Consider the following 19,537-nt stretch of genomic DNA (forward strand, 5'->3'; position numbering starts at 1 on the left):
GAATCACCGGGTTGTTTACAGGGAAATGCCGGAGAAGGACATGAAGCCCAGGGACATCAGACCCACCGTAATGAAGGTGATGCCCAGGCCACGCAGGCCCTCGGGAACGTCGCTGTACTTCAGCTTCTCACGGATGCCGGCCAGGGCGACAATGGCCAGGGCCCAGCCCACGCCGGCACCAAAGCCGTACACCAGGCTCTCGCCAAAGGTGTAGTCCCGCTCCACCATGAACAGCGACGCACCCAGGATGGCGCAGTTCACCGTAATCAGCGGCAGGAATACACCCAGCGCGGCATAGAGGGCCGGAATGTACTTGTCCAGCACCATTTCCATAATCTGTACGATGGCGGCGATCACCCCGATGTACGTCAGCAGGCCCAGGAAGCTCAGGTCCACGTTGGGCAGACCCGCCCACTCCAGGGCCCCTTCACGCAGGATGGTGTTATACAGCAGGTTGTTCACCGGCACGGTGACGGTCAGTACCACCACCACGGCAATACCCAGACCCACGGCGGCCTCAATCTTCTTGGAAATGGCCAGGAAGGTACACATCCCCAGGAAGAAGGCCAGTGCCATGTTTTCAACGAAGATGGCCTTCAGAATCAGACTGATATAGTGCTCCATCAGAAGGCCTCCTTGGCGGTGTGGCGGGACATCTTGTACTCCGGCTCCTCAACCTGCTCCGGCTTCCAGGCACGCAGGCCCCAGATCGCCAGACCAATGATGAAGAAGGCACTCGGCGGCAGCAGCAACAGGCCGTTGGGCACATACCAGCCGCCTTCGTTCACCGTCGGCAGCAGGGTGAAGCCGAACAGTGAGCCGGCGCCGATCAGCTCCCGGAAGAAGGCCACGAACAGCAGCATCACCGAGTACCCGAGACCGTTACCGATACCGTCCAGGAAACTCAGCAGCGGCGGGTTGTTCATGGCGAAGCCTTCCGCGCGGCCCATCACGATGCAGTTGGTGATGATCAGACCCACAAACACCGACAGCTGTTTGGAAATCTCATAGGCGTAGGCCTTGAGGATCTGGTCCACCACGATAACCAGGGAGGCAATGATGGTCATCTGCACGATGATCCGGATACTGCCCGGAATCTGCGTGCGAACCAGCGATACCGCCAGGTTGGAAAAGCCGGTAACCGCAATAACCGCCAGGCACATGACGATGGTCACGCTCAGGCTGGTGGTCACCGCCAGCGCGGAGCAGATACCGAGGATCTGCAGCGCGATGGGGTTGTTACTGAAGATCGGTTCGAAGAGAACCTGTTTGGCTGAAGCGTCTGCCATGATCAGACCTCCCCTTCACGAAGTTTTTGCAGGAACGGCGCGAATCCGCGGTCGCCCATCCAGTAGTTCACCAGTTGCTGGACGCCACGGCTGGTCAGGGTTGCCCCGGACAGTGCATCGACCTTGTGCTCCCGGTCTTGGGCATCGGAACTGACCCCGCCCTTGACGAGCTGGATCTGCGGCTCGGACATATCCTCACCATACAGTTCCTTGCCGACCCACTGCTGCTTCCAGCGGGGGTTATCCACTTCGCCACCCAGGCCGGGGGTTTCCGCGTGGGCATAGAACCCCAGGCCTTCGATGGTGTTCAGGTCGCCTTCCAGTGATACGAAACCATAGAGCGTGGACCACAGACCGTAACCGTGGATGGGCAGCACCACACGGGTGAGTTCGCCATTTTCACTCAGGGTATAGATCTTGGCGACATTGGGACGGCGCTTGATGCCGGCCTTGTCTTCACTGGACGGGATGTTGGTGGACATCTCGGGGTCTGAAGCGGCCTTGTACATGTCGTACTTCATGGGGTCTTCGACACCCACGGCGGACGGTTCCACATACCTGCCGGTGTCCAGGTCGACCAGTCGCACCTCGAAACGGGCGAACTGCTCTTCGATCTCGTCCACGCTGGTCCCCGGTTCCAGCATACCAGCCGCGGCCAGGATGTTGGTCTTGATGTCCAGGTTCTGGTTCTGGATCTGTGCCGGACGCAGCATCACGGCAGCGGTGGACACGACAACCGAGAACGCGATGCTCAGTACCAGCGCCACCAACAGGGTTCTGGAGACAGTATCTTTGGGTTTAGCCACGGGCAAGCCTCCGTTTGATGTTGGCCTGAACCACGTAGTGATCCATCAGCGGTGCGAACAGGTTGGCGAACAGGATGGCCAGCATGATGCCTTCCGGGAACGCCGGGTTAACCACACGGATAAGCACGGTCATTACCCCTACCAGGATGCCGAAGCACCAGCGGCCGGTGTCGGTCATGGCGGCGGATACCGGATCCGTGGCCATGAACATCATGCCAAAGGCAAAGCCGCCCATCACCAGGTGCCATTCCGGGCCAACGCCAAAGAAGGGATTGGTGTCGGAACCGATGACGTTGAACAATAGCGCGGTGGCAATCATGCCGATCATCACGCCACCGACGATGCGCCAGGAGGCGATCTTCATGCCCAGCAGGATAAAGCCGCCAATCAGGATCGCCAGGGTGGAGGTTTCACCCATGGAACCCTGGATGTTCCCCATGAAGGCATTCATCCAGCCGATGTTCTGCTCCAGGGCCTCCAGGCCGCCGGACGCCGCCCAGCTCAGGGCGGTGGCGCCGCTGAATCCGTCAATGGCGGTCCATACGGTGTCACCGGAGATCTGCGCCGGGTAGGCGAAGTACAGGAACGCACGACCGGTCAGGGCCGGGTTCAGGAAGTTTTTGCCGGTACCGCCAAACACTTCCTTGCCGATCACCACACCAAAGGTGATGCCCAGGGCCACCTGCCAGAGCGGGATAGTGGGTGGACAGATCAGTGCGAACAGCACGGAGGTCACGAAGAAACCCTCGTTCACCTCATGACGACGGACGGTGGCGAACAGCACTTCCCAGAAACCGCCAACCGCGAAGGTGACGAAGTAGATGGGAATGAAGTACGCCATGCCATAGACAAAGTTGTCCCAGATGCCGGCACCCGAGCCGGTCACCGCCAGCGCCTGGATGAAGGCCGCCCGCAGGCCACCGTCGGCCACCATGGCATCCGGATTGGCCGCCAGGAAGTTGTTGGCCTGGAAGCCAATGTTCCACATGCCGAAGAACATGGCCGGGAAGGTGCACAGCCATACCGTGATCATGATGCGCTTGAGGTCAATGCCATCGCGCACATGGGAGGTGGTGGACGTCACACTGGCCGGCGAATAGAAAATGGTGTCTACCGCCTCGTACAGGGCATACCAGCGCTCGTACTTGCCACCCTTTTCGAAGTGATGCTCGATGTTATCGAGAAACTGTCGGATTGCCATCGGTTAGCCCTCGATCTCGATTCGGGTCAGGTTCTCACGGAGAATCGGACCGTACTCGTATTTACCCGGACACACGAAGGTGCACAGCGCCAGATCCTCTTCGTCCAGCTCCAGCGCACCCAGCTTCTGTGCCATTTCGGTGTCACCCACGATCAGCGTGCGCAGCAACTGCGTCGGCAGGATATCCAGGGGCATGACCTTCTCGTAGACACCCACCGGGACCATCGCCCGCTCGCTGCCGTTGGTGGTGGTGGTAAAGTCGAACTTCTTGCCACCGACCAGCTTCGACAGGTAGATGTTCATGATCGAGAACTTGTTGGCACCGGGGGACAGCCAGCCCATGAACTGGCGCTTGTTGCCCTCCTCCAGCACGGATATCTGGTTGGCATAACGCCCCAGGTAGGCACAGGGCCCGGTGCCACGACGACCACCGAACACGGATCCGGAGATGGCCCGAACGTCACAGTCGGTGGTGATTTCGTCCTTCAACAGCTCGTCCAGACTGGCACCAATACGGGTGCGGACCAGACGGGGGTGGGTGGCCTTCGGGCCACCAATAGCCACCACGCGATCCACCGGCAGCTCGCCGGTCTCGAACAGGCGGGCGATATCGATCACGTCCTGGTAGCCGATGCTCCAGACCGTCTTGCCCAGGGAAACGGGATCCAGGTAATGGATATGGGTACCCACGTTGCCCGCCGGATGGACGCCGTCGAACTGTTCCACCTGGATGGCATCGGACTGGGGCACCGGCACGTCGGAACCGGGCCGGCCGGTCACGAACACCTTGCCGTTGGTCAGCTTGCTCAGGATCTGCAGGCCCTTACTGAAGGCCTCGCCCTGCTCCCTGATGATCACCACGGGGTCCGCCGACAGCGGATTGGTGTCCATCACCGAGACAAAAATGGAATTGGGGGCGGAGTCGATGGCCGGCACCTTGCTGAAGGGCCGGGTACGGAAAGCGGTCCACAGACCGGATTCCACCAGGTTGTCCACCACCTGCTGGCGTTCCAGGGAAGCCAGATCAGCCCCACTGTAACGTGCAAAGGTTTCCGCCTCATCACCATCGATTTCGATGACGAGTGACTGGAACACCCGCCGCTCACCGCGGTTAATCTCTTTGACCACACCGGCAGCCGGTGCGGTATAGCGAACGCCTTCGGTCTTCTTGTCCGTAAACAGCAGCGACCCGCGCTTGACGCGGTCCCCCTCTTTCACTTCCATCGTCGGCTTCATGCCGTTGTAATCAAAGCCGATCAGCGCGACATGGCGTACCGGCTTTCCTTCTGAGATGGTCTGTTCAGGAGCGCCGCTGATGGGAAGATCCAGGCCTTTTTTGATGTTGATCATTAGCCTCGTCCGTTCATCAGGAACTGTTAAAGGATTGATCACGCCCGACCCCAGCGGCCCAGTTCCCCGACATTTCAAGCGAAGCTTGCGCAGCCCGGATAAAGGCTGATGACCGTGCCCCATTGCACGTGGTTGCGGTCAGTTTTCAGGAAAGCGATGAGAAGCGGGTGCCAGACGTACCCAAAATCGCGCCAATTATAGAGATTAAGAGAACCTATTTCCACCGGTAACCTTAGCAGGCTAGCCAGATGTTAGTCGTAACGAACAGGCCTATGAGATGCATGAAAGTGGCTGATAGGTAATAAAAAACCCCGGAAGCCTGTGGCCGCCGGGGTTTCGGGTCAGACGACGCCTGAATCAGTCGGCCAGGGCCCTGGCCCATTCCCGGGAACGCTTCGGGAAGATCGGGTAGGTCACGCCCGCCATCTGGTTGACGCAGCGGATAACCTGGGCACTGTAACCGAATTCATTGTCGTACCAGACGTAGAGGATCAGGCGCTTGCCGTTGGCAATGGTGGCCTGGGCGTCCACCACACCGGCGTGGCGGGAACCAACAAAGTCGGAGGACACCACTTCCGGCGAGTTGACGAAGTCGATCTGCTTCTGCAACTCGGAATGCAGGGCCATCTCCCGCAGGTACTCGTTGGCACTCTCAACGGTGACGTCCTTCTCCAGGTTCAGGTGAAGGATGGCCATGGAGACGTTGGGGGTGGGCACCCGGATGGCGTTACCGCTGAGCTTGCCCTTGAGCTCCGGCAGGGCCTTGGCCACCGCCTTGGCGGCCCCGGTCTCGGTCAGCACCATGTTCAGCGGAGCACTGCGACCACGGCGACTGCCCTTGTGGTAGTTGTCGATCAGGTTCTGATCGTTGGTATAGGAATGAACGGTTTCAACATGGCCATCAACGATGCTGAATTCGTCATGAACGGCCTTCAGAACCGGAGTAATGGCATTAGTGGTACAGGAAGCCGCCGACAGGATCCGGTCGTCATCGGTAATGGTGTCGTTGTTGATGCCATAGACGATGTTCTTGATGTCACCCTTGCCCGGCGCGGTCAGGATCACCCGGCTGGCGCCCTTGGACTTCAGGTGCAGGCCCAGGCCCTCCTCGTCACGCCACTTGCCGGTGTTGTCGATGATGACCGCGTTATTGATGCCGTACTCGGTGTAGTCCACCTTATCCGGGCCATCGGAGTAGATCACCTTGATGAAGTTGCCGTTGGCGATCAGGGCGGAATTTTCCTCATCCACGGTAATAGTGCCGTTGAACGGACCATGAACGGAATCCCGGCGCAGCAGGCTGGCGCGTTTCTCCAGGTCATTGTCGGCACCGCCCTGGCGCACCACAATGGCACGCAGGCGCAGGTTGTTACCGCCCCCGGCTTTCTCGATCAGGATACGGGCCAGCAGGCGACCGATACGACCGAAACCATAGAGTACGACGTCCTTGGTTTCCTCAACCGCATTCTTCTCGGACTCGGCGCGGTACTGACCAACCACAGGACCGATCTCGTCACGCACGAAATCTTCCAGGGAGCGGCCATTGCCTTCGGCCTTGAATTTCACCGCCAGCTTGCCGATATCCACGTGAGCCTGGCCCAGCTCCAGTCCGTCCATGACCTCCAGAAGCGGCAGGGTGTCGTGCACGGACAGCTCGCTGTCTTCAACCTGCCGGACAAAGCGATGCGCCCGGATGATACCAATGACCGACTGGTTGATGATTGAACGACCGTAGACGGATGTCACCACGTTATTCTTGCGGTACAGCCGGCCGATCAGGGGAATCATGGCTTCAGCGGTGGACTCCCGCTCGGTCCAGTTGGACAGGTGCTGGTTGATCTGTTCGTGACTCACGCTTGAACCTCTGCAGTTGGCACTCGAAAAAATGGGTGCGTATTATCCAATTTAAGGAGCCTGTGGACAACTCCTACTCGAAAAACGCGACGGCAATCCCTCGCCCGGCCCTGCCAGGCCCTGTTCACCATACTGTCATGACAGTTCAGGCTGTCACCGATAGAATACCCTCCTTCTCAGAACGGTCGCCACCCCACGATGGGCTTCAGAACTTACGTTCCGTTCATGATCCGACCGTCGCCGACCAGCACAATCGCAGGAGCTGATCCCCCCGATGAAACCGGGTACCAAGCATACCGCCACGTCAGACTTCATCCCCGCGCCTCCCAGTCAGGCGGCGGACCATCGCATCTGGGACCAGTTGCACGGCAGCGCCGATGCCCTGGCCATCAGTGAGACGGCACGGCGGACGGACGGCCTGACCCTGGTGATCACCCGCAGCACCGATGAGGCCATCCGGCTGGAGCAGGCGGTACGCTTCTACCTGGGCCTGCCCCCGGAAGAGGAGGCGGAGGCCATTACCGATGACGGCCTCGAACTGCTGTCGCTACCGGACTGGGAGACCCTGCCCTACGACCTGTTCTCGCCGCACCAGGACATCATCTCCCGGCGTATCCGTACCCTGCATCGCCTGCCCAGGACCCGGCGCGGCATCCTGATCGTGCCGGCCCGGACCCTGATGCACCGGCTGCCCCCGGTGGACTACCTGCAGGGCAACACCCTGCTGCTGGAAACCGGCCAGGACCTGCAGCCGGAGCAATGGCGCCTGCAACTGGAAGCTGCCGGCTACCGCCACACCGAGAATGTCTACGAGCACGGGGAGTACGCGGTCCGTGGCGCCATTGTCGACATCTTCCCCATGGGCGCCACCCAGCCCTACCGGATCGACCTGTTCGACAACGAGATCGAGACCCTGCGCACCTTCGACCCGGAGACCCAGCGCTCCCTGGACCGCATCGACCGGATCGAGCTGCTGCCTGCCTACGAATTCCCCTGGAGCAAGGACGCCCGCTCCGGGTTCCGCAACCGCTGGTTCGAGTTCTTCCCCCACGCCGACCGCAACGCACCGGTCTACCAGGACGTAACCCAGGGCATCACCCCGGCGGGCATCGAGTATTACCTGCCCCTGTTCTTCGATCATACCGCCACCCTATTCGACTACCTGCCCGGGGAGACGCTGGTATTTACCGCAGACGGCCTGAACGATGCGGTGGACCTGTTCCAGCAGGACACCGCCAGCCGTTATGAGGAACGACGGCACGACCGGATGCGGCCGATCCTGCCGCCGGGCGAGCTGTTCCTGAAGACCGATGAACTGTTCGGCCTGATACGCCAGCGCCCCCGGGTCACCCTGGTGGCGGGGGAAACCACCCGCTCCGGCCAGGGCATCACCTCCCTGGGGGCGGAGCCGCTGCCCAATGTCGCCATGGACGGACGGGCCAGCGACCCGGCCTCGCGGCTACGCCAGTTCATCGGTGAATTCGACGGCCGGGTACTGATCTGCGCGGAATCCTCCGGGCGCCGGGAGGCCCTGAAGGACAACCTGGCGGAAAATCGCCTGAAGGTGGAGCCGGTGGACGACTGGCACGCCTTCCTCGCCTCCGATGTGAACCTGGCGATCACGGTCGCCCCCCTGGAACCGGGCCTGCTCCTGTGCCGGGAAGGCGTGGCCCTGATCACCGAGACCCTGCTGTTCGGCGAACGGGTGCTCCAGCGCCGTCGCCGTGACAAGCCCACCGAGGTGGATGATTCCGGCTATCGCGATCTATCAGAACTCAGGGTGGGTTCGCCGGTGGTTCATATCGACCATGGCGTCGGTCGCTACCAGGGTCTGGAAACCATCACCGTGGACGGCGACGCCACCGAGTTCCTGACCCTGGAGTACGCCGGCGGCTCCAAGCTCTACGTACCCGTGGCCAGCCTGCACCTGATCAGCCGCTACACCGGCTCCGACACCGAACACGCCCCCCTGCACAAGCTGGGCACCGACCGCTGGAGCAACGCCAAGCAGAAGGCCATGGAGAAGATCCGCGACACCGCCGCGGAACTGCTTGACGTCTATGCCCGGCGGGAGGCACGCAAGGGCTTCCAGTTTGACGACCCGAAGGAAGCCTACCGCCACTTCGCCGCCGGCTTCCCCTTCGAGGAAACCCCGGACCAGCAGGCCGCCATCGAACGGGTGATCGAGGACATGACCGGGGAGCGGCCCATGGACCGCCTGGTGTGTGGCGATGTGGGCTTCGGCAAGACGGAAGTGGCCATGCGGGCGGCCTTTATCGCCACCTGGTCCGGCAAGCAGGTGGCGGTGCTGGTGCCCACCACCCTGCTGGCCCAGCAGCACTACGAATCCTTCCGGGACCGGTTCTCGGACACCCCGGTCACCATTGAATTGCTGTCACGGTTCCGCAGCACCGGGGAAACCCGCAAGGCCATTGACAGAATAGAGGAAGGCAAGGCGGATATCGTTATCGGTACCCACAAGCTGTTGCAGGGGGACATCCGCTTCAAGAACCTGGGCCTGGTGATCATCGATGAGGAGCACCGCTTCGGCGTCGGCCAGAAGGAGAAATTCAAGGCGCTGCGGGCCGAGGTGGACATGCTGACCCTCACCGCCACGCCCATCCCCCGCACCCTGAACATGGCCATGGGCCACCTGCGGGATCTGTCCATTATCGCCACGCCACCGGCGCGGCGCCTGTCGGTGAAGACCTTTGTCCGCCAGAAGGACACCGCCATGGTGAAGGAGGCCATCCTGCGGGAAATCCTCCGGGGTGGCCAGGTGTACTTCCTGCACAATGACGTGGCCACCATCCAGAAAACCGCCGAGGACCTGCGCAACCTGATTCCGGAAGCCCGCGTCGGCGTGGCCCACGGCCAGATGCGCGAGCGCGAGCTGGAACAGATCATGTCGGACTTCTACCACAAGCGCTTCAACGTGCTGGTGTGCACCACCATCATCGAAACCGGCATCGACATTCCCAGCGCCAACACCATTGTGATCGAGCGGGCGGACAAGTTCGGCCTGGCCCAGTTGCACCAGCTTCGTGGCCGGGTCGGGCGCTCCCACCACCAGGCCTATGCCTACCTGCTGACACCGCCTCCCAAGGCCATGACAGCCGATGCCCGCAAGCGGCTGGACGCCATCGCGGAAGCCCAGGACCTGGGCGCCGGCTTCATGCTGGCCACCCACGACCTGGAGATCCGCGGCGCCGGCGAGCTGTTGGGGGAGGAGCAGAGCGGCCAGATCGAGACCATCGGCTTCACCCTCTACATGCAACTGCTGGACGAGGCGGTACAGGCCATCCGCGACGGCCGCACCCCCAACGCCGACCTGCCCCTGAGCCACGGCACCGAAATGAACCTGCGCATCCCGGCGCTGATTCCCGACGACTACCTGCCGGATGTCCACAACCGGCTGATGCTCTACAAGCGACTTGCCAGCGTGAAGAGCGAGGACGAACTGAAGGAGTTGCAGGTGGAAATGATCGACCGCTTCGGCCTGCTGCCCGATCCAGCCAAGAACCTGGTGCGCCAGACCAGCCTGCGCATCGGGGCGGAAGGCCTGGGCGTGGTCAAGGTGGACGCCGGCCGCGAGTGGCTGAAGCTGGAATTCGGCAACAACACCACCGTGGATCCGCTGAAACTGGTGCAGAAGGTACAGCAGGCGCCGGACGCCTATCGACTGGAAGGTGCCAATACCTTCAGCGTACGGCTGAAAGACGACACAACCGATGGTAAACTCGACGCCATTTCATCGGTGCTGAAGGAACTGGCCGCCTAACCAGACCTGTCTGCCCCGGAAAACAGGAGGTTCCCGAGCTGGCGACGACTGTCGCGCCGGCACCGGGGACACACCAGGAAAATGGCATCCCCGGGACGGGGCCGCTGTTGGTTTCGACAAACGGATCAGGAGAACACCTTTGTACAAACCGGCCTTCATAACTGCCACCAGGCTGCTTTCGGCCCTGGCTCTGCTCATGGCCCTGGCGGCCCCCGCCCAGGCGGACAACTCCTATCGCGCCGAAATCGTGATACTGGAGCGACTGGCGGACCCGGTCCTGCGGGAACAGATGGCAGACAAGCATCCGGGGCAGCAGGACGCCAGCAAGCGCCTCTGGGTGGTGGATGACCTCGGGAACGTCAATTCCGATATCCGCACCACCAACAACCTGACCCTGAACACCGCTGCCAGCCGCCTGGAGAACAGTGGCAAATACCGGGTACTGATGAAAACCGGCTGGATCCAGCGCTTCCCGCCCAACTACAACGGCGACCCCATGCGCATCGAAGTGGGCGAGATGCTGGAACGCGCCGGCCACCGGGCGGTCGAGGGCACCATTGAGATAAACCGGCGCCGCTACCTGCTGGTGGACGTTCAGCTCAACCACTGGCGGGCAGCCGACGGCGCCGCCGTGGAAGACACCAGGGGTGGCGAGACGGACGACCGCAGCGAGGGCAACAGCGACCAGGGCGATACCGAAGCGGAGCCCCAGGGCGTGGGCACCTCACCGGCCACCGCCATGCCCGTCATGGATGGCACCCGGGGCAAGGAACTGATCACCTGGATCAACGAAGTCCGCCGCATGCGCAGCAAGGAAATACACTTCCTGGACTCTCCCACCATCGGCGTGCTGGTGTATTTCCGCCCGCTCGACTGACCGCCGGGAATAGACCGGGAGCGTACCTCGCGCTCCCGGTGCCCTAGCCCCGAAGGTCGGGAATCACCTCTTCCAGGATGGCCTTCACCCCGGACATCCCCTCCTCCAGCGCCTGACCGATCTCTTCCATGGTGATGATGTGGTCGGACTTGCCGGCGGCCCAGTTGACCGACAGCGCCAGGCAGGCGTAGGGCAGCCCCAGCTCCGCCGCCAGCGCCGCTTCCGGCATGCCGGTCATACCCACCAGGTCACAGCCGTCCCGCTCCAGCCTGGCAATCTCAGCCGGGGTTTCCAGCCGGGGCCCCTGGGTGGCCCCGTAGACCCCATGGTCGACCACCATCACCTGTCGACGAGCAGCCGCCGTCAGCAGGGCCTGCCGCAGGGACTCGTTGTAGGGATAGGTGAAATCGATATGGGTCACGCCCTCCAGCGGAGCATCCCCCACCTGTTCGAAAAAGGTGTGCCCCCGCCCCCAGGTGTAATCGATCAACTGGTGGGGAACGGCGATCCGGGCTGGCCCCATGGCCGGGGTGATACCGCCAACCGCATTGACACCAATAACCCGGGCGGCGCCGGCCTCCCGCAGCGCCCACAGGTTGGCCCGATAATTCACCTGGTGCGGCGGTATGCGGTGGGGATGCCCGTGGCGGGCCAGGAACAGCACCGGCTGGCCCCTGAACACCCCCTTCAGTACCGGCCCGGACGGCATTCCCCAGGGGGTATCCACCCGGTATTCGCCGGTGACTGTGAAGCCGTCCAGTTCCGTCAGGCCGGTGCCACCAATAATGGCGATGTCCTGACCCATGGCCGTGGGTTCCGGTAATCCGCTCATTCTTCAGCCTCGTCGCCCTGGGTGGTGGTCTGGCCCGATCCACGGGGCTGTCTCACCGCGCCCCGATCCGCAGCCCTGCCTTCTGAACGGGCACCGCCGCCGCTACCCTCGTCGCTGTCAGGCTGCTCGCCTTCGGCCCCGGACTGGTCACGCTCCAGGCGCAAGCTGTCCGCCACATGCAGGGTGCGAGTGGGGAAGGCCACCTCGGCGCCATAGGATTCAATGATGTCACTGATCTTCAGCAGCACGTCCTGCTTGATCTCGTGAAACTTCACCCACTGGGTGGTCTTGGTGAAGGTGTAGACCATGATGTCCAGGGAGGAGCTGTTGAACGCCAGGAAGTTGACGATCAGCGTCTGCCGGGTGTCGATTTCCTCGTGGTTCTCCAGCATGGCGCGGATGTCGTTCACGATATCGCTCATCTCGCGGACATCCGCATAACGGATGCCGATGGTCTCGAAGATCCGGCGGTTGCGCATGCGGGACGGATTCTCCACCGCAATCTGGGTGAAGGCCGCGTTGGGCACATAGAGCGGACGCTGGTCAAAGGTGCGGATGGTGGTCAGCCGCCAGCCTATGCTTTCCACGGTGCCTTCGATTTCCCGGTCCGGGGACCGCACCCAGTCACCCACCTTGAAGGGCCGGTCCAGGTGGATGATGAAGCCGCCGAAGAAATTCGCCAGCAGGTCCTTGGCGGCAAAGCCCACGGCAATGCCACCGACACCGCCGAACGCCAGTACCCCCGAAATGCTGTAGCCCAGGGACTGCATGACGGTCAGCACCGCCGTAATGGCCACCACCGCCCGCAACAGCTTGCTGATGGCGTTCACCGTGGTGTAATCCATCGGCTGTTTCATCTTCATGGGCGAGATCAGGATCTGTTCCGCCTGCTTGATCACCCCGAAGAGGGTCCAGACCAGTATCCAGATAAAGCCCAGTTCCAGCAGCTTACTGTTGGCCGAGAAGATCTCGGCATCGGAGTAGGCACGGGCCACCTCGGCGGCCCAGAACACGCCCTGCAGCCAGACGAAGCCGATGGCGGGCCTCCGCAGGGCATGAAGCACGGCGTCGTCCCAGAGATTGTCGGTCTTCTCGAACCGCCGCTCCAGCATCACGATGACCCGGCTGATCAGGAAAGCCACCGCCGCCGTGGCGAAGACCAGCCCGAACACCACAATAGCCACCCGCCAGCTCTGGGACAGCAGGTTCCAGTTTTCGACCCAGCTGCTTATCACCTCTGGCGTTTCATCCACGGGATCGCTCTCCTTTACAACGGTTGAATCAGGGTTACGGGTAGGGCCGGATGGCTACCGGCACACCGGGGCTCAGCCGGTCGAACAGATCGATCACATCCCGGTTTCGCATGCGGATACAGCCGTGGGAACGGGCTTCGCCCATGGGCTCGGAATCCGGGGTGCCGTGGATGTAGATATAACGCCGGAAGGTATCGACACCGGGGCCGCGATTAAAGCCGGATTCCAGCCCGCACAGCCAGATGATGCGACTGAGGATCCAGTCCCTCTCCGGCTGCTGGCGGGAGAGTTCCGCCGACCAGGTTTCGCCGGTGGGGCGACGGCCCACGAATACCGTGGCTTCCGGCTGCCCCTGACCGATCAGTGCCCGCACGTAGTGCCGCCCCCGGGGCGTACAGCCGGAATGCTCGGCTTCACCGGGACCATTGAGGGCCGTGGACACCGGCCAGCGCCGGTGTTCGCCATCGGCACCATACCAGTCCAGGGTCTGCTGCCGCAGATCAATGACGATGGCGGGCCCACGGTCTGTGGAATGAGAATCGTCCGACAATCCTGTGCTCCTGCGTCGGGTATTGGAGCAGCAAAGGTAGCGAACCCGGTGGACAGAGGCAACAGCCAGGGACGCAATGCTGACCCTGTCGGGTTATGGCATGGCGGTGGAACGCTGGCACACCCGGTCGGGTGTGCCGTGGAAAAACGCTGCGTCAGGCAGTGTCAGGGTGGAATTAACCTGTGGTCACACTGGCCTCGGGGCGGGGCACCAGCATCAGGTCCTTCGCCTGCATGCCCGCCGCCAGGAACGGAATCAGGCGGGCGGCGATTTCCTGGATCGGGGTTTCCACCCCTTTCTTGGCCTGGAGGATATCCCGGAGGGCGTCACTGGACGACATGGTGAAAGCGGTGGCTCCCAGCATGAACTGGATCCGCCAGTAGCGGTCCACGGAGCTGAGTTCCGGGGTCGCCTGCTTGAGCAGGCCCATGAAACGGGTGAACACGCCCCGGTACTCATCCTCCAGAAAGGCGCGCAGATGCCCCTGGGACTGGGTATAGGCCAGCCCCAGCAGGCGCATGAAGATGGATATGCCCCGGTCATTACGCTGGGGCATGCGCACGGCGCTGCCGGTCAGGGCTCCGAGGATCTCCTCCACCGAAGGCGAACGGTCGCCGGGGCGTGCCTCCAGCTCGTCGAACTCCGCTTCCAGGGTGGCCGAGAAAGGTGTGAGAAAACGCGCAAATACCGACTGTATCAGGGAATTCTTGGAGCCAAAGTGATAGTTTACGGCCGCCAGGTTGACCCCGGCCTTGCTGGTGATCATCCTGAGCGAGGTTTCGGCAAACCCCCGCTCGGCGAACAGCTCTTCCGCCGCATCAAGAATCCGGTCCACTGTATCTGACTGGGCCACAACACCTTCCCCTGAAAAACGATTGTTTCAAACATACGTTTAAAACGGAAATCTGTCAAGCATTGGCGGCCTTGTCAGGGTCCTTCCTGCGGTCTGCGTCGCGATCCGGTTTCCGGGTCTTCCCGGAGTTCTCCGCCTCTACGTCGGCAACCTCCTGCCGGCCTTCCGGCTCAGTCACCGCACGGGCCACGGACTGCCAGCCCCGGTCGATGGCTTTCTGGTGTTCCTCGAAGTAGACGTTCTGCATCCGCTCGTAGGCCTTCTCGGCTTCCAGCATGAAGATCAGGTACAGGCGGATATGCTCCCGCTTGGACAGGGAACCCGCCAGGCGCCGCTGCTCGGACAGGTGCTTGAGGGTACTGAACCGGGGTGACGATAGCGTCGGATTGAACTCGGACAGTTCGTTGCACTGCCAGATCAGCCCCAGCTCGCCTTCCAGGTGGGCAATGTGCTTGCGGGCGTCCCGCAGGAGCTGCTGGCGGTAGAGGATCAGGTCCAGATAGGAGGATTTCGAGCTGTACAGCCGCCTTACAAACGGTACCCCCATCAGCAGGATCACCACGAAGGCCCCAAAACCACCGCCAGCGATCCAGGCCGGCACGAAGCCGGTCATGCCACTCAGGAACACCAGGGCGGCAATGGTGGCGCTGAGCAACCAGCTGTCGCGGCGGCGCCGGGCGGCATTTAGGGTATAATTGTCGGGCCAGCCCGCCAGGGACAGGATATTGAAGTCCATCAGGTTGATGCGTTCGCACTGCCGCAACAACCGGCGCAACCGACGCTGGCGGGATTCCGCAAACAGGCGTTCCGCTTCGTCGGCCCCGGACGCGTCAGTGGATTCGTCATCGCCCGACCCGGCCTCTGGTTCATCGACGGTCGCTTCACCGCTTGCCGCTGGCGGATGATCGCCGGTTTCCCCGACACCAGGCTCATCAGGAGCGGTACTGGCCTGATCCGCCGGCACCCCGGACGTCACCTGCCCGGGGTCCGCCGGACGTCCGGGATGCAGTACCGGCCCGCCCTGGGCCCTGGTGGTATCGCTGTGTCTCGCTCGGGTTTCTGCCATAGCTGCCGCCGGTGTGTGCCTGGAACGGCCAGGTCTGCACCGTCCCCTACCCTCGGTTATCGCCCGCTGTACCGGTTACTTTAGGAGACCGCCGGAAGGCACAACCCTGGCGCCCTGTCCGATGACTCATTACCTTTGATAGGTTACATCGGTCGGGATACACTTGCTGCCTTTGAATTGTTACGAGGTGCAACCATGTTTACCGGCATTGTTCAGGGCATCGCCACCATTGAGTCCTTGGACGCCCGTCCCGGGCTGACCACCTTCGCCATCGACTTCCCCGAGGGAACCGTGGATGGCGTGACCATTGGCGCCTCCGTCTCCATCGATGGCACCTGCATGACCGTCACCGCCCAGGAAGGCAACCGGCTCTGGTTCGATGCCATGCAGGAAACCCTGCAACTCACCACCCTGGGCCGGCTCACCCCGGGCAGCCGGGTCAATTTCGAACGGGCGGCCCGCATCGGCGACGAGATCGGCGGCCACCTGCTGTCCGGGCATGTCCACACCACCGCCCGCGTGGTGGGCCGGGAGCAACCGGAAAACAACTGCACCCTCACCTTCGAGGTGCCGGAGGCCTGGCGGAAGTATCTCTTCGCCAAGGGCTACATCGCGGTTAACGGCGCCAGCCTGACCATCGGCGATGTGGAGGACGGACACTTTAATGTGCATCTGATACCGGAAACCCTGCGTGCCACCACCTTTGCCGATGTGCAGGTGGGTGATGAAGTGAACATCGAGGTGGACAGCCAGACCCAGACGATTGTGGATACCCTGGCCCGGATGGGATACGACAAGCCGCGCTAACGGTGTTTCGCCAGGGGATCAGACGCCCGGAAAACCACAAATTTCGGCGATGCCCGCAACTGCCGGATATCGCCGAAGACCGAACGCAGGCTGCGATGGTAGCCCAGGTGCCGGTTACCCACCATCAGCAGCTCGCCCCCCTCATCCAGGCATTGCGCCGCCTCCGCGAACAGGCGCAGGGCGATGTGATCGCCCACCACACCCCCCTCATGGAACGGCGGGTTCAGCAGGATACGCTGGAACCGACCGGCATCCGCCGGCACGCCATCGGCATGGACCAGGCGACATTGCTCCCCGGCCACTCCCAATGCCCGGGCATTGCCACTGGCACTGAGGACCGCCTGGGAGGAAATATCCGCAAAGGTCACCGACAGGTCAGGCCTGGCGGACAGGACCTCCAGCCCCAGCACGCCGTTGCCACAGGCCAGGTCCAGCACCCTGCCCCCGGCCGGCAGCGGAGCGACCGCGTCCGCGATCAGCGGCAGCAACTCCCGGGTACCGATATCCAGCCGTTCCCGGGCGAAGACCGCCGGCAAGGCCCGGATCGACAGCCCGGACCCCGGTGTGGTGTAGCCCTTCCAGAGTCCGTCCCAGCCATCCAGCCCGTCGGTGCCGGGACGACACAGCACCATGCGGGCCTTTTTGCGGGCCGGGAACACCGTCTCGGTGGTGACCCGTTCCCGGTACAGCCCCGCGGCCTGGTCCGGCAGGTGCTTGATCATCCCCCCGGTCAGCAACCAACCGTCCGGACGCAGGACCCGGTTGGCCCACCGCAGCAGGAAGTCCAGGTAATCAAGCTGGCGAGGCACCTTCAGCACCACGGCATCGAAGGGGCCGGAATCTTCCACCGATGCCTCACCAAGGCCCGGCTCGTCCAGCCAGCTCCGGATTGGCGGCACAGTCAGGTTATTGGCGGCCGCATTGCGGTCAAGGGCCTCCGCCAGCGCGGCGCTGTCCGCGATGACCGTGGGCGCGAAATCCGCCAGCCCCAGGGCCAGGGCGCCAAAACCGTCGTCCACCACCGCCACCCGGTCACCGGGCCTGAGCCGCTGACGGGCCTCGGCCACCAGTTGTTCATCGGCCGCGTCCCAGGCCCTCAGGTCCCGGCCACCACCATGGGGGCGCCGCAGGTTGAGGACCCGGTCGTCAACGATAAAACCGGAGCTATGATCGGCCTGGTTCAAGACGACACCCGGGCCTGGTAGACCGCGAACCGCCGGTCCTCGAACAGGGTCTGGCAGGGTCCGACACACTGTTCCAGCAGGGGCTGGTAGGGCAGGAAACGGTTGGCCACCAGTCGCATCTCGCCGCCGGGCAGGAGGTGACGCCGGGCATCCCGCAGGAACCGCTCGGTCATGGAGGTATCGGTGCGCACACCGGAATGGAACGGGGGGTTGGTCACGATGGTCCGGTAACGGCCCAGGTCTGCGGGCAGGCCATCGCTGGCGATGATCTCGCCCCGGGCACCGTTACGCTGGTAGGTCTGCCGGGCACATATCACCGCCTGGGCCTGGACATCCACGGCATCCACCGGCCCCAGGCCGGGATGGCGGGCCTGCAACCAGGCGCCGATCACCCCGGAGCCACAGGCGAAATCCAGTACCGGTCCGGCAACGGGCATTTCCGCCAGGTTTTCCAGCAGCCGTGCGGTGCCTTCGTCCAGGTGGCCATCGCTGAAGATGCCGGGCATGTTCGCCACCACCAGCCGGGTGTCCGCCGCCTCCAGTTCATGCCACTGCAGCCAGGCCAGTGGGTCAAAAGTCCCTGCCACCCCGGTCACGCTGGCCACCCAGACCTGGCAGTGCCGGGCACTGTCCACCTTGTGGGCGTCCGGCGCCAGGGCCTGTAGCTGCCGGGCGGCGCCGGCAATGCCTTCCCGCTTCTCGCCCACCAGCACCAGCCGGCCACCGTCCACCAGCAGAGCGCGAGCCATGGCCAGTTGCATGTCCAGCGTCTGACGGGCCTTGGGAACAAACAGCACCAGGGTATCCAGGGGCTGGGCCAGCTCATCGGGCAGGTCGTAACCGAAACTGACCCGGCAACGGTCGGAACCGGCCAGGGCGTCCGCCAGGCCGGCATGCTCGGTGACCACCAGCGTCGGCGCGTCAGCGGTCTCCAGTCCGGCGGGAAGGTGTGGTACGGGCAGGCCAATCAGGCCCACCCGTCCGGTCATCAGGTCGGCGTTGCGCTCAAGCGCCGCAATGGCGTTGAGGCCGCTGGAGGCTTCGCTCATGGATCGGCACGGCGGGCGGAACGAACCGGCTGGCCGATCAGTTCCCCGATACTACGCTCCTTGATGGACGCCTGGTCCGCCTCGCTGCTGATGCTGAGCCCCAGGTCCCGCAGCAGGCCGTCGGCCACATCGTAGATAAAGCCGTGCACGGTGAGCGGCTGCCCCCGTTTCCAGGCGTCCTGCACGATGCTGTTCTGGCACACATGCTCCACCTGCTCCACCACGTTCAGTTCGCACAGGCGGTCCACCTGGTCCTGTTCCGACGGCTGCTGGTCCAGCACCTCCTGGTACTTGTCGCGCACGTCCTGCACGTGGCGCAGCCAGTTGCCGATCAGGCCAAATCCCTCGTTCTTGAGTGCCGCCCGGACGCCACCGCAGTTATAGTGCCCCACCACCAGTACATGCTTGACCTTGAGCACCTCAATGGCGAACTGAAGCACCGACAGGCAGTTGAAATCGGTATGGACCACCACGTTGGCCACGTTTCGGTGAACAAACAGCTCACCCGGCATCAGGTCAACAATCTGGTTGGCGGGTACCCGGCTGTCGGCGCAGCCTATCCACAGGTATTCCGGTGCCTGCTGGTTGGACAGGCGATGAAAAAAGTCCGGGTCCTCCTGCTTGATGCTGTCCGCCCATGCCTGGTTGCTTTTCAGCAGATCTTCCAGTGCTTTCATGCCTTCGGTCTCCGTTCAGACTGGTTGCGGACAAGATTGAACGGTATTTGCCGGTGAATCGCAATACCCCCTTGGTCCCGGAAAGCGGACCGACCGTCCTGCCACGGC

17 protein-coding genes are annotated in these 19,537 nt (G+C 62.9%); 3 read left to right on the forward strand and 14 right to left on the reverse strand.

Going from position 1 to position 19,537, the window contains the following annotated elements:
* Positions 1–15: 15 nt before the first annotated feature.
* From nqrE to RO069_RS01985, 6 genes are all read right to left on the reverse strand, one after another.
* Positions 16–624, reverse strand: coding sequence for an NADH:ubiquinone reductase (Na(+)-transporting) subunit E (gene nqrE, locus RO069_RS01960; RefSeq protein ID WP_328184964.1), 609 nt, complete (start codon positions 622–624; stop codon positions 16–18).
* Entirely contained in the window at positions 624–1,289 is a 666-nt protein-coding gene (locus tag RO069_RS01965) for an NADH:ubiquinone reductase (Na(+)-transporting) subunit D (protein WP_328184965.1), read from the reverse strand. Before RO069_RS01965 ends, nqrE begins: the two co-directional genes overlap by 1 nt.
* A gap of 2 nt (positions 1,290–1,291) precedes the next feature.
* Positions 1,292–2,095: a Na(+)-translocating NADH-quinone reductase subunit C gene (locus RO069_RS01970; RefSeq protein ID WP_328184967.1), complete on the reverse strand. Its 804-nt coding sequence runs from the start codon at positions 2,093–2,095 to the stop codon at positions 1,292–1,294.
* Positions 2,088–3,296 carry an NADH:ubiquinone reductase (Na(+)-transporting) subunit B gene (locus RO069_RS01975; RefSeq protein WP_328184968.1) on the reverse strand — a complete coding sequence of 403 codons (1,209 nt, stop codon included), beginning with the start codon at positions 3,294–3,296 and terminating at the stop codon, positions 2,088–2,090. The genes RO069_RS01970 and RO069_RS01975 overlap by 8 nt, the downstream gene beginning before the upstream one ends.
* A 3-nt stretch (positions 3,297–3,299) precedes the next feature.
* A complete protein-coding gene (locus tag RO069_RS01980; protein WP_328184970.1) occupies positions 3,300–4,646 on the reverse strand; it encodes a Na(+)-translocating NADH-quinone reductase subunit A in 1,347 nt (448 codons plus the stop codon).
* Between the two features lie 357 nt (positions 4,647–5,003).
* Complete coding sequence (locus tag RO069_RS01985) at positions 5,004–6,500, reverse strand: glyceraldehyde-3-phosphate dehydrogenase (RefSeq protein ID WP_328184972.1); 1,497 nt, start codon at positions 6,498–6,500, stop codon at positions 5,004–5,006.
* A gap of 274 nt (positions 6,501–6,774) precedes the next feature.
* Here RO069_RS01985 and mfd point away from each other — a divergent pair, with 274 nt between their 5' ends.
* Both mfd and RO069_RS01995 read left to right on the forward strand, forming a co-directional pair.
* On the forward strand, positions 6,775–10,281 hold the full coding sequence (gene mfd, locus RO069_RS01990) for a transcription-repair coupling factor (protein ID WP_328184973.1): 3,507 nt from the start codon (positions 6,775–6,777) through the stop codon (positions 10,279–10,281).
* Positions 10,282–10,420: 139 nt separating this feature from the next.
* Positions 10,421–11,158 carry a CsiV family protein gene (locus tag RO069_RS01995; RefSeq protein ID WP_328184974.1) on the forward strand — a complete coding sequence of 246 codons (738 nt, stop codon included), beginning with the start codon at positions 10,421–10,423 and terminating at the stop codon, positions 11,156–11,158.
* Positions 11,159–11,201: 43 nt separating this feature from the next.
* Here the strand turns inward: RO069_RS01995 and RO069_RS02000 are convergent, their stop codons facing one another.
* From RO069_RS02000 to RO069_RS02020, 5 genes are all read right to left on the reverse strand, one after another.
* Entirely contained in the window at positions 11,202–11,990 is a 789-nt protein-coding gene (locus tag RO069_RS02000) for an S-methyl-5'-thioinosine phosphorylase (protein WP_328184975.1), read from the reverse strand.
* Positions 11,987–13,243 carry a mechanosensitive ion channel family protein gene (locus RO069_RS02005; protein ID WP_328184977.1) on the reverse strand — a complete coding sequence of 419 codons (1,257 nt, stop codon included), beginning with the start codon at positions 13,241–13,243 and terminating at the stop codon, positions 11,987–11,989. Before RO069_RS02005 ends, RO069_RS02000 begins: the two co-directional genes overlap by 4 nt.
* A 34-nt stretch (positions 13,244–13,277) precedes the next feature.
* Positions 13,278–13,748, reverse strand: a complete 471-nt coding sequence (locus RO069_RS02010; protein WP_328185087.1) for a L,D-transpeptidase — start codon at positions 13,746–13,748, stop codon at positions 13,278–13,280.
* Positions 13,749–13,968: 220 nt separating this feature from the next.
* A complete protein-coding gene (locus RO069_RS02015) occupies positions 13,969–14,646 on the reverse strand; it encodes a TetR/AcrR family transcriptional regulator (RefSeq protein WP_328184979.1) in 678 nt (225 codons plus the stop codon).
* A 55-nt stretch (positions 14,647–14,701) separates the two neighbouring features.
* Entirely contained in the window at positions 14,702–15,712 is a 1,011-nt protein-coding gene (locus RO069_RS02020) for a hypothetical protein (protein WP_328184981.1), read from the reverse strand.
* 195 nt (positions 15,713–15,907) lie between these two features.
* On the opposite strand from RO069_RS02020, the gene RO069_RS02025 reads away from it, so the two are divergent.
* Positions 15,908–16,519 carry a riboflavin synthase subunit alpha gene (locus tag RO069_RS02025; protein ID WP_328184982.1) on the forward strand — a complete coding sequence of 204 codons (612 nt, stop codon included), beginning with the start codon at positions 15,908–15,910 and terminating at the stop codon, positions 16,517–16,519.
* Here the strand turns inward: RO069_RS02025 and RO069_RS02030 are convergent.
* From RO069_RS02030 to can, 3 genes are read right to left on the reverse strand one after another with little or no spacing between them, the layout of a single operon-like run.
* Positions 16,516–17,703 (reverse strand): class I SAM-dependent methyltransferase, encoded by a 1,188-nt coding sequence (locus RO069_RS02030; protein ID WP_328184983.1) that lies wholly within the window; start codon positions 17,701–17,703, stop codon positions 16,516–16,518. The genes RO069_RS02025 and RO069_RS02030 overlap by 4 nt on opposite strands.
* Positions 17,700–18,752, reverse strand: coding sequence for a class I SAM-dependent methyltransferase (locus RO069_RS02035; protein WP_328184985.1), 1,053 nt, complete (start codon positions 18,750–18,752; stop codon positions 17,700–17,702). Before RO069_RS02035 ends, RO069_RS02030 begins: the two co-directional genes overlap by 4 nt.
* Positions 18,749–19,429 carry a carbonate dehydratase gene (gene can, locus RO069_RS02040; RefSeq protein ID WP_328184987.1) on the reverse strand — a complete coding sequence of 227 codons (681 nt, stop codon included), beginning with the start codon at positions 19,427–19,429 and terminating at the stop codon, positions 18,749–18,751. Before can ends, RO069_RS02035 begins: the two co-directional genes overlap by 4 nt.
* Between the last annotated feature and the right edge of the window lie 108 nt (positions 19,430–19,537).

This window comes from Marinobacter sp. OP 3.4, from assembly GCF_036224885.1.
GTDB lineage: Bacteria > Pseudomonadota > Gammaproteobacteria > Pseudomonadales > Oleiphilaceae > Marinobacter.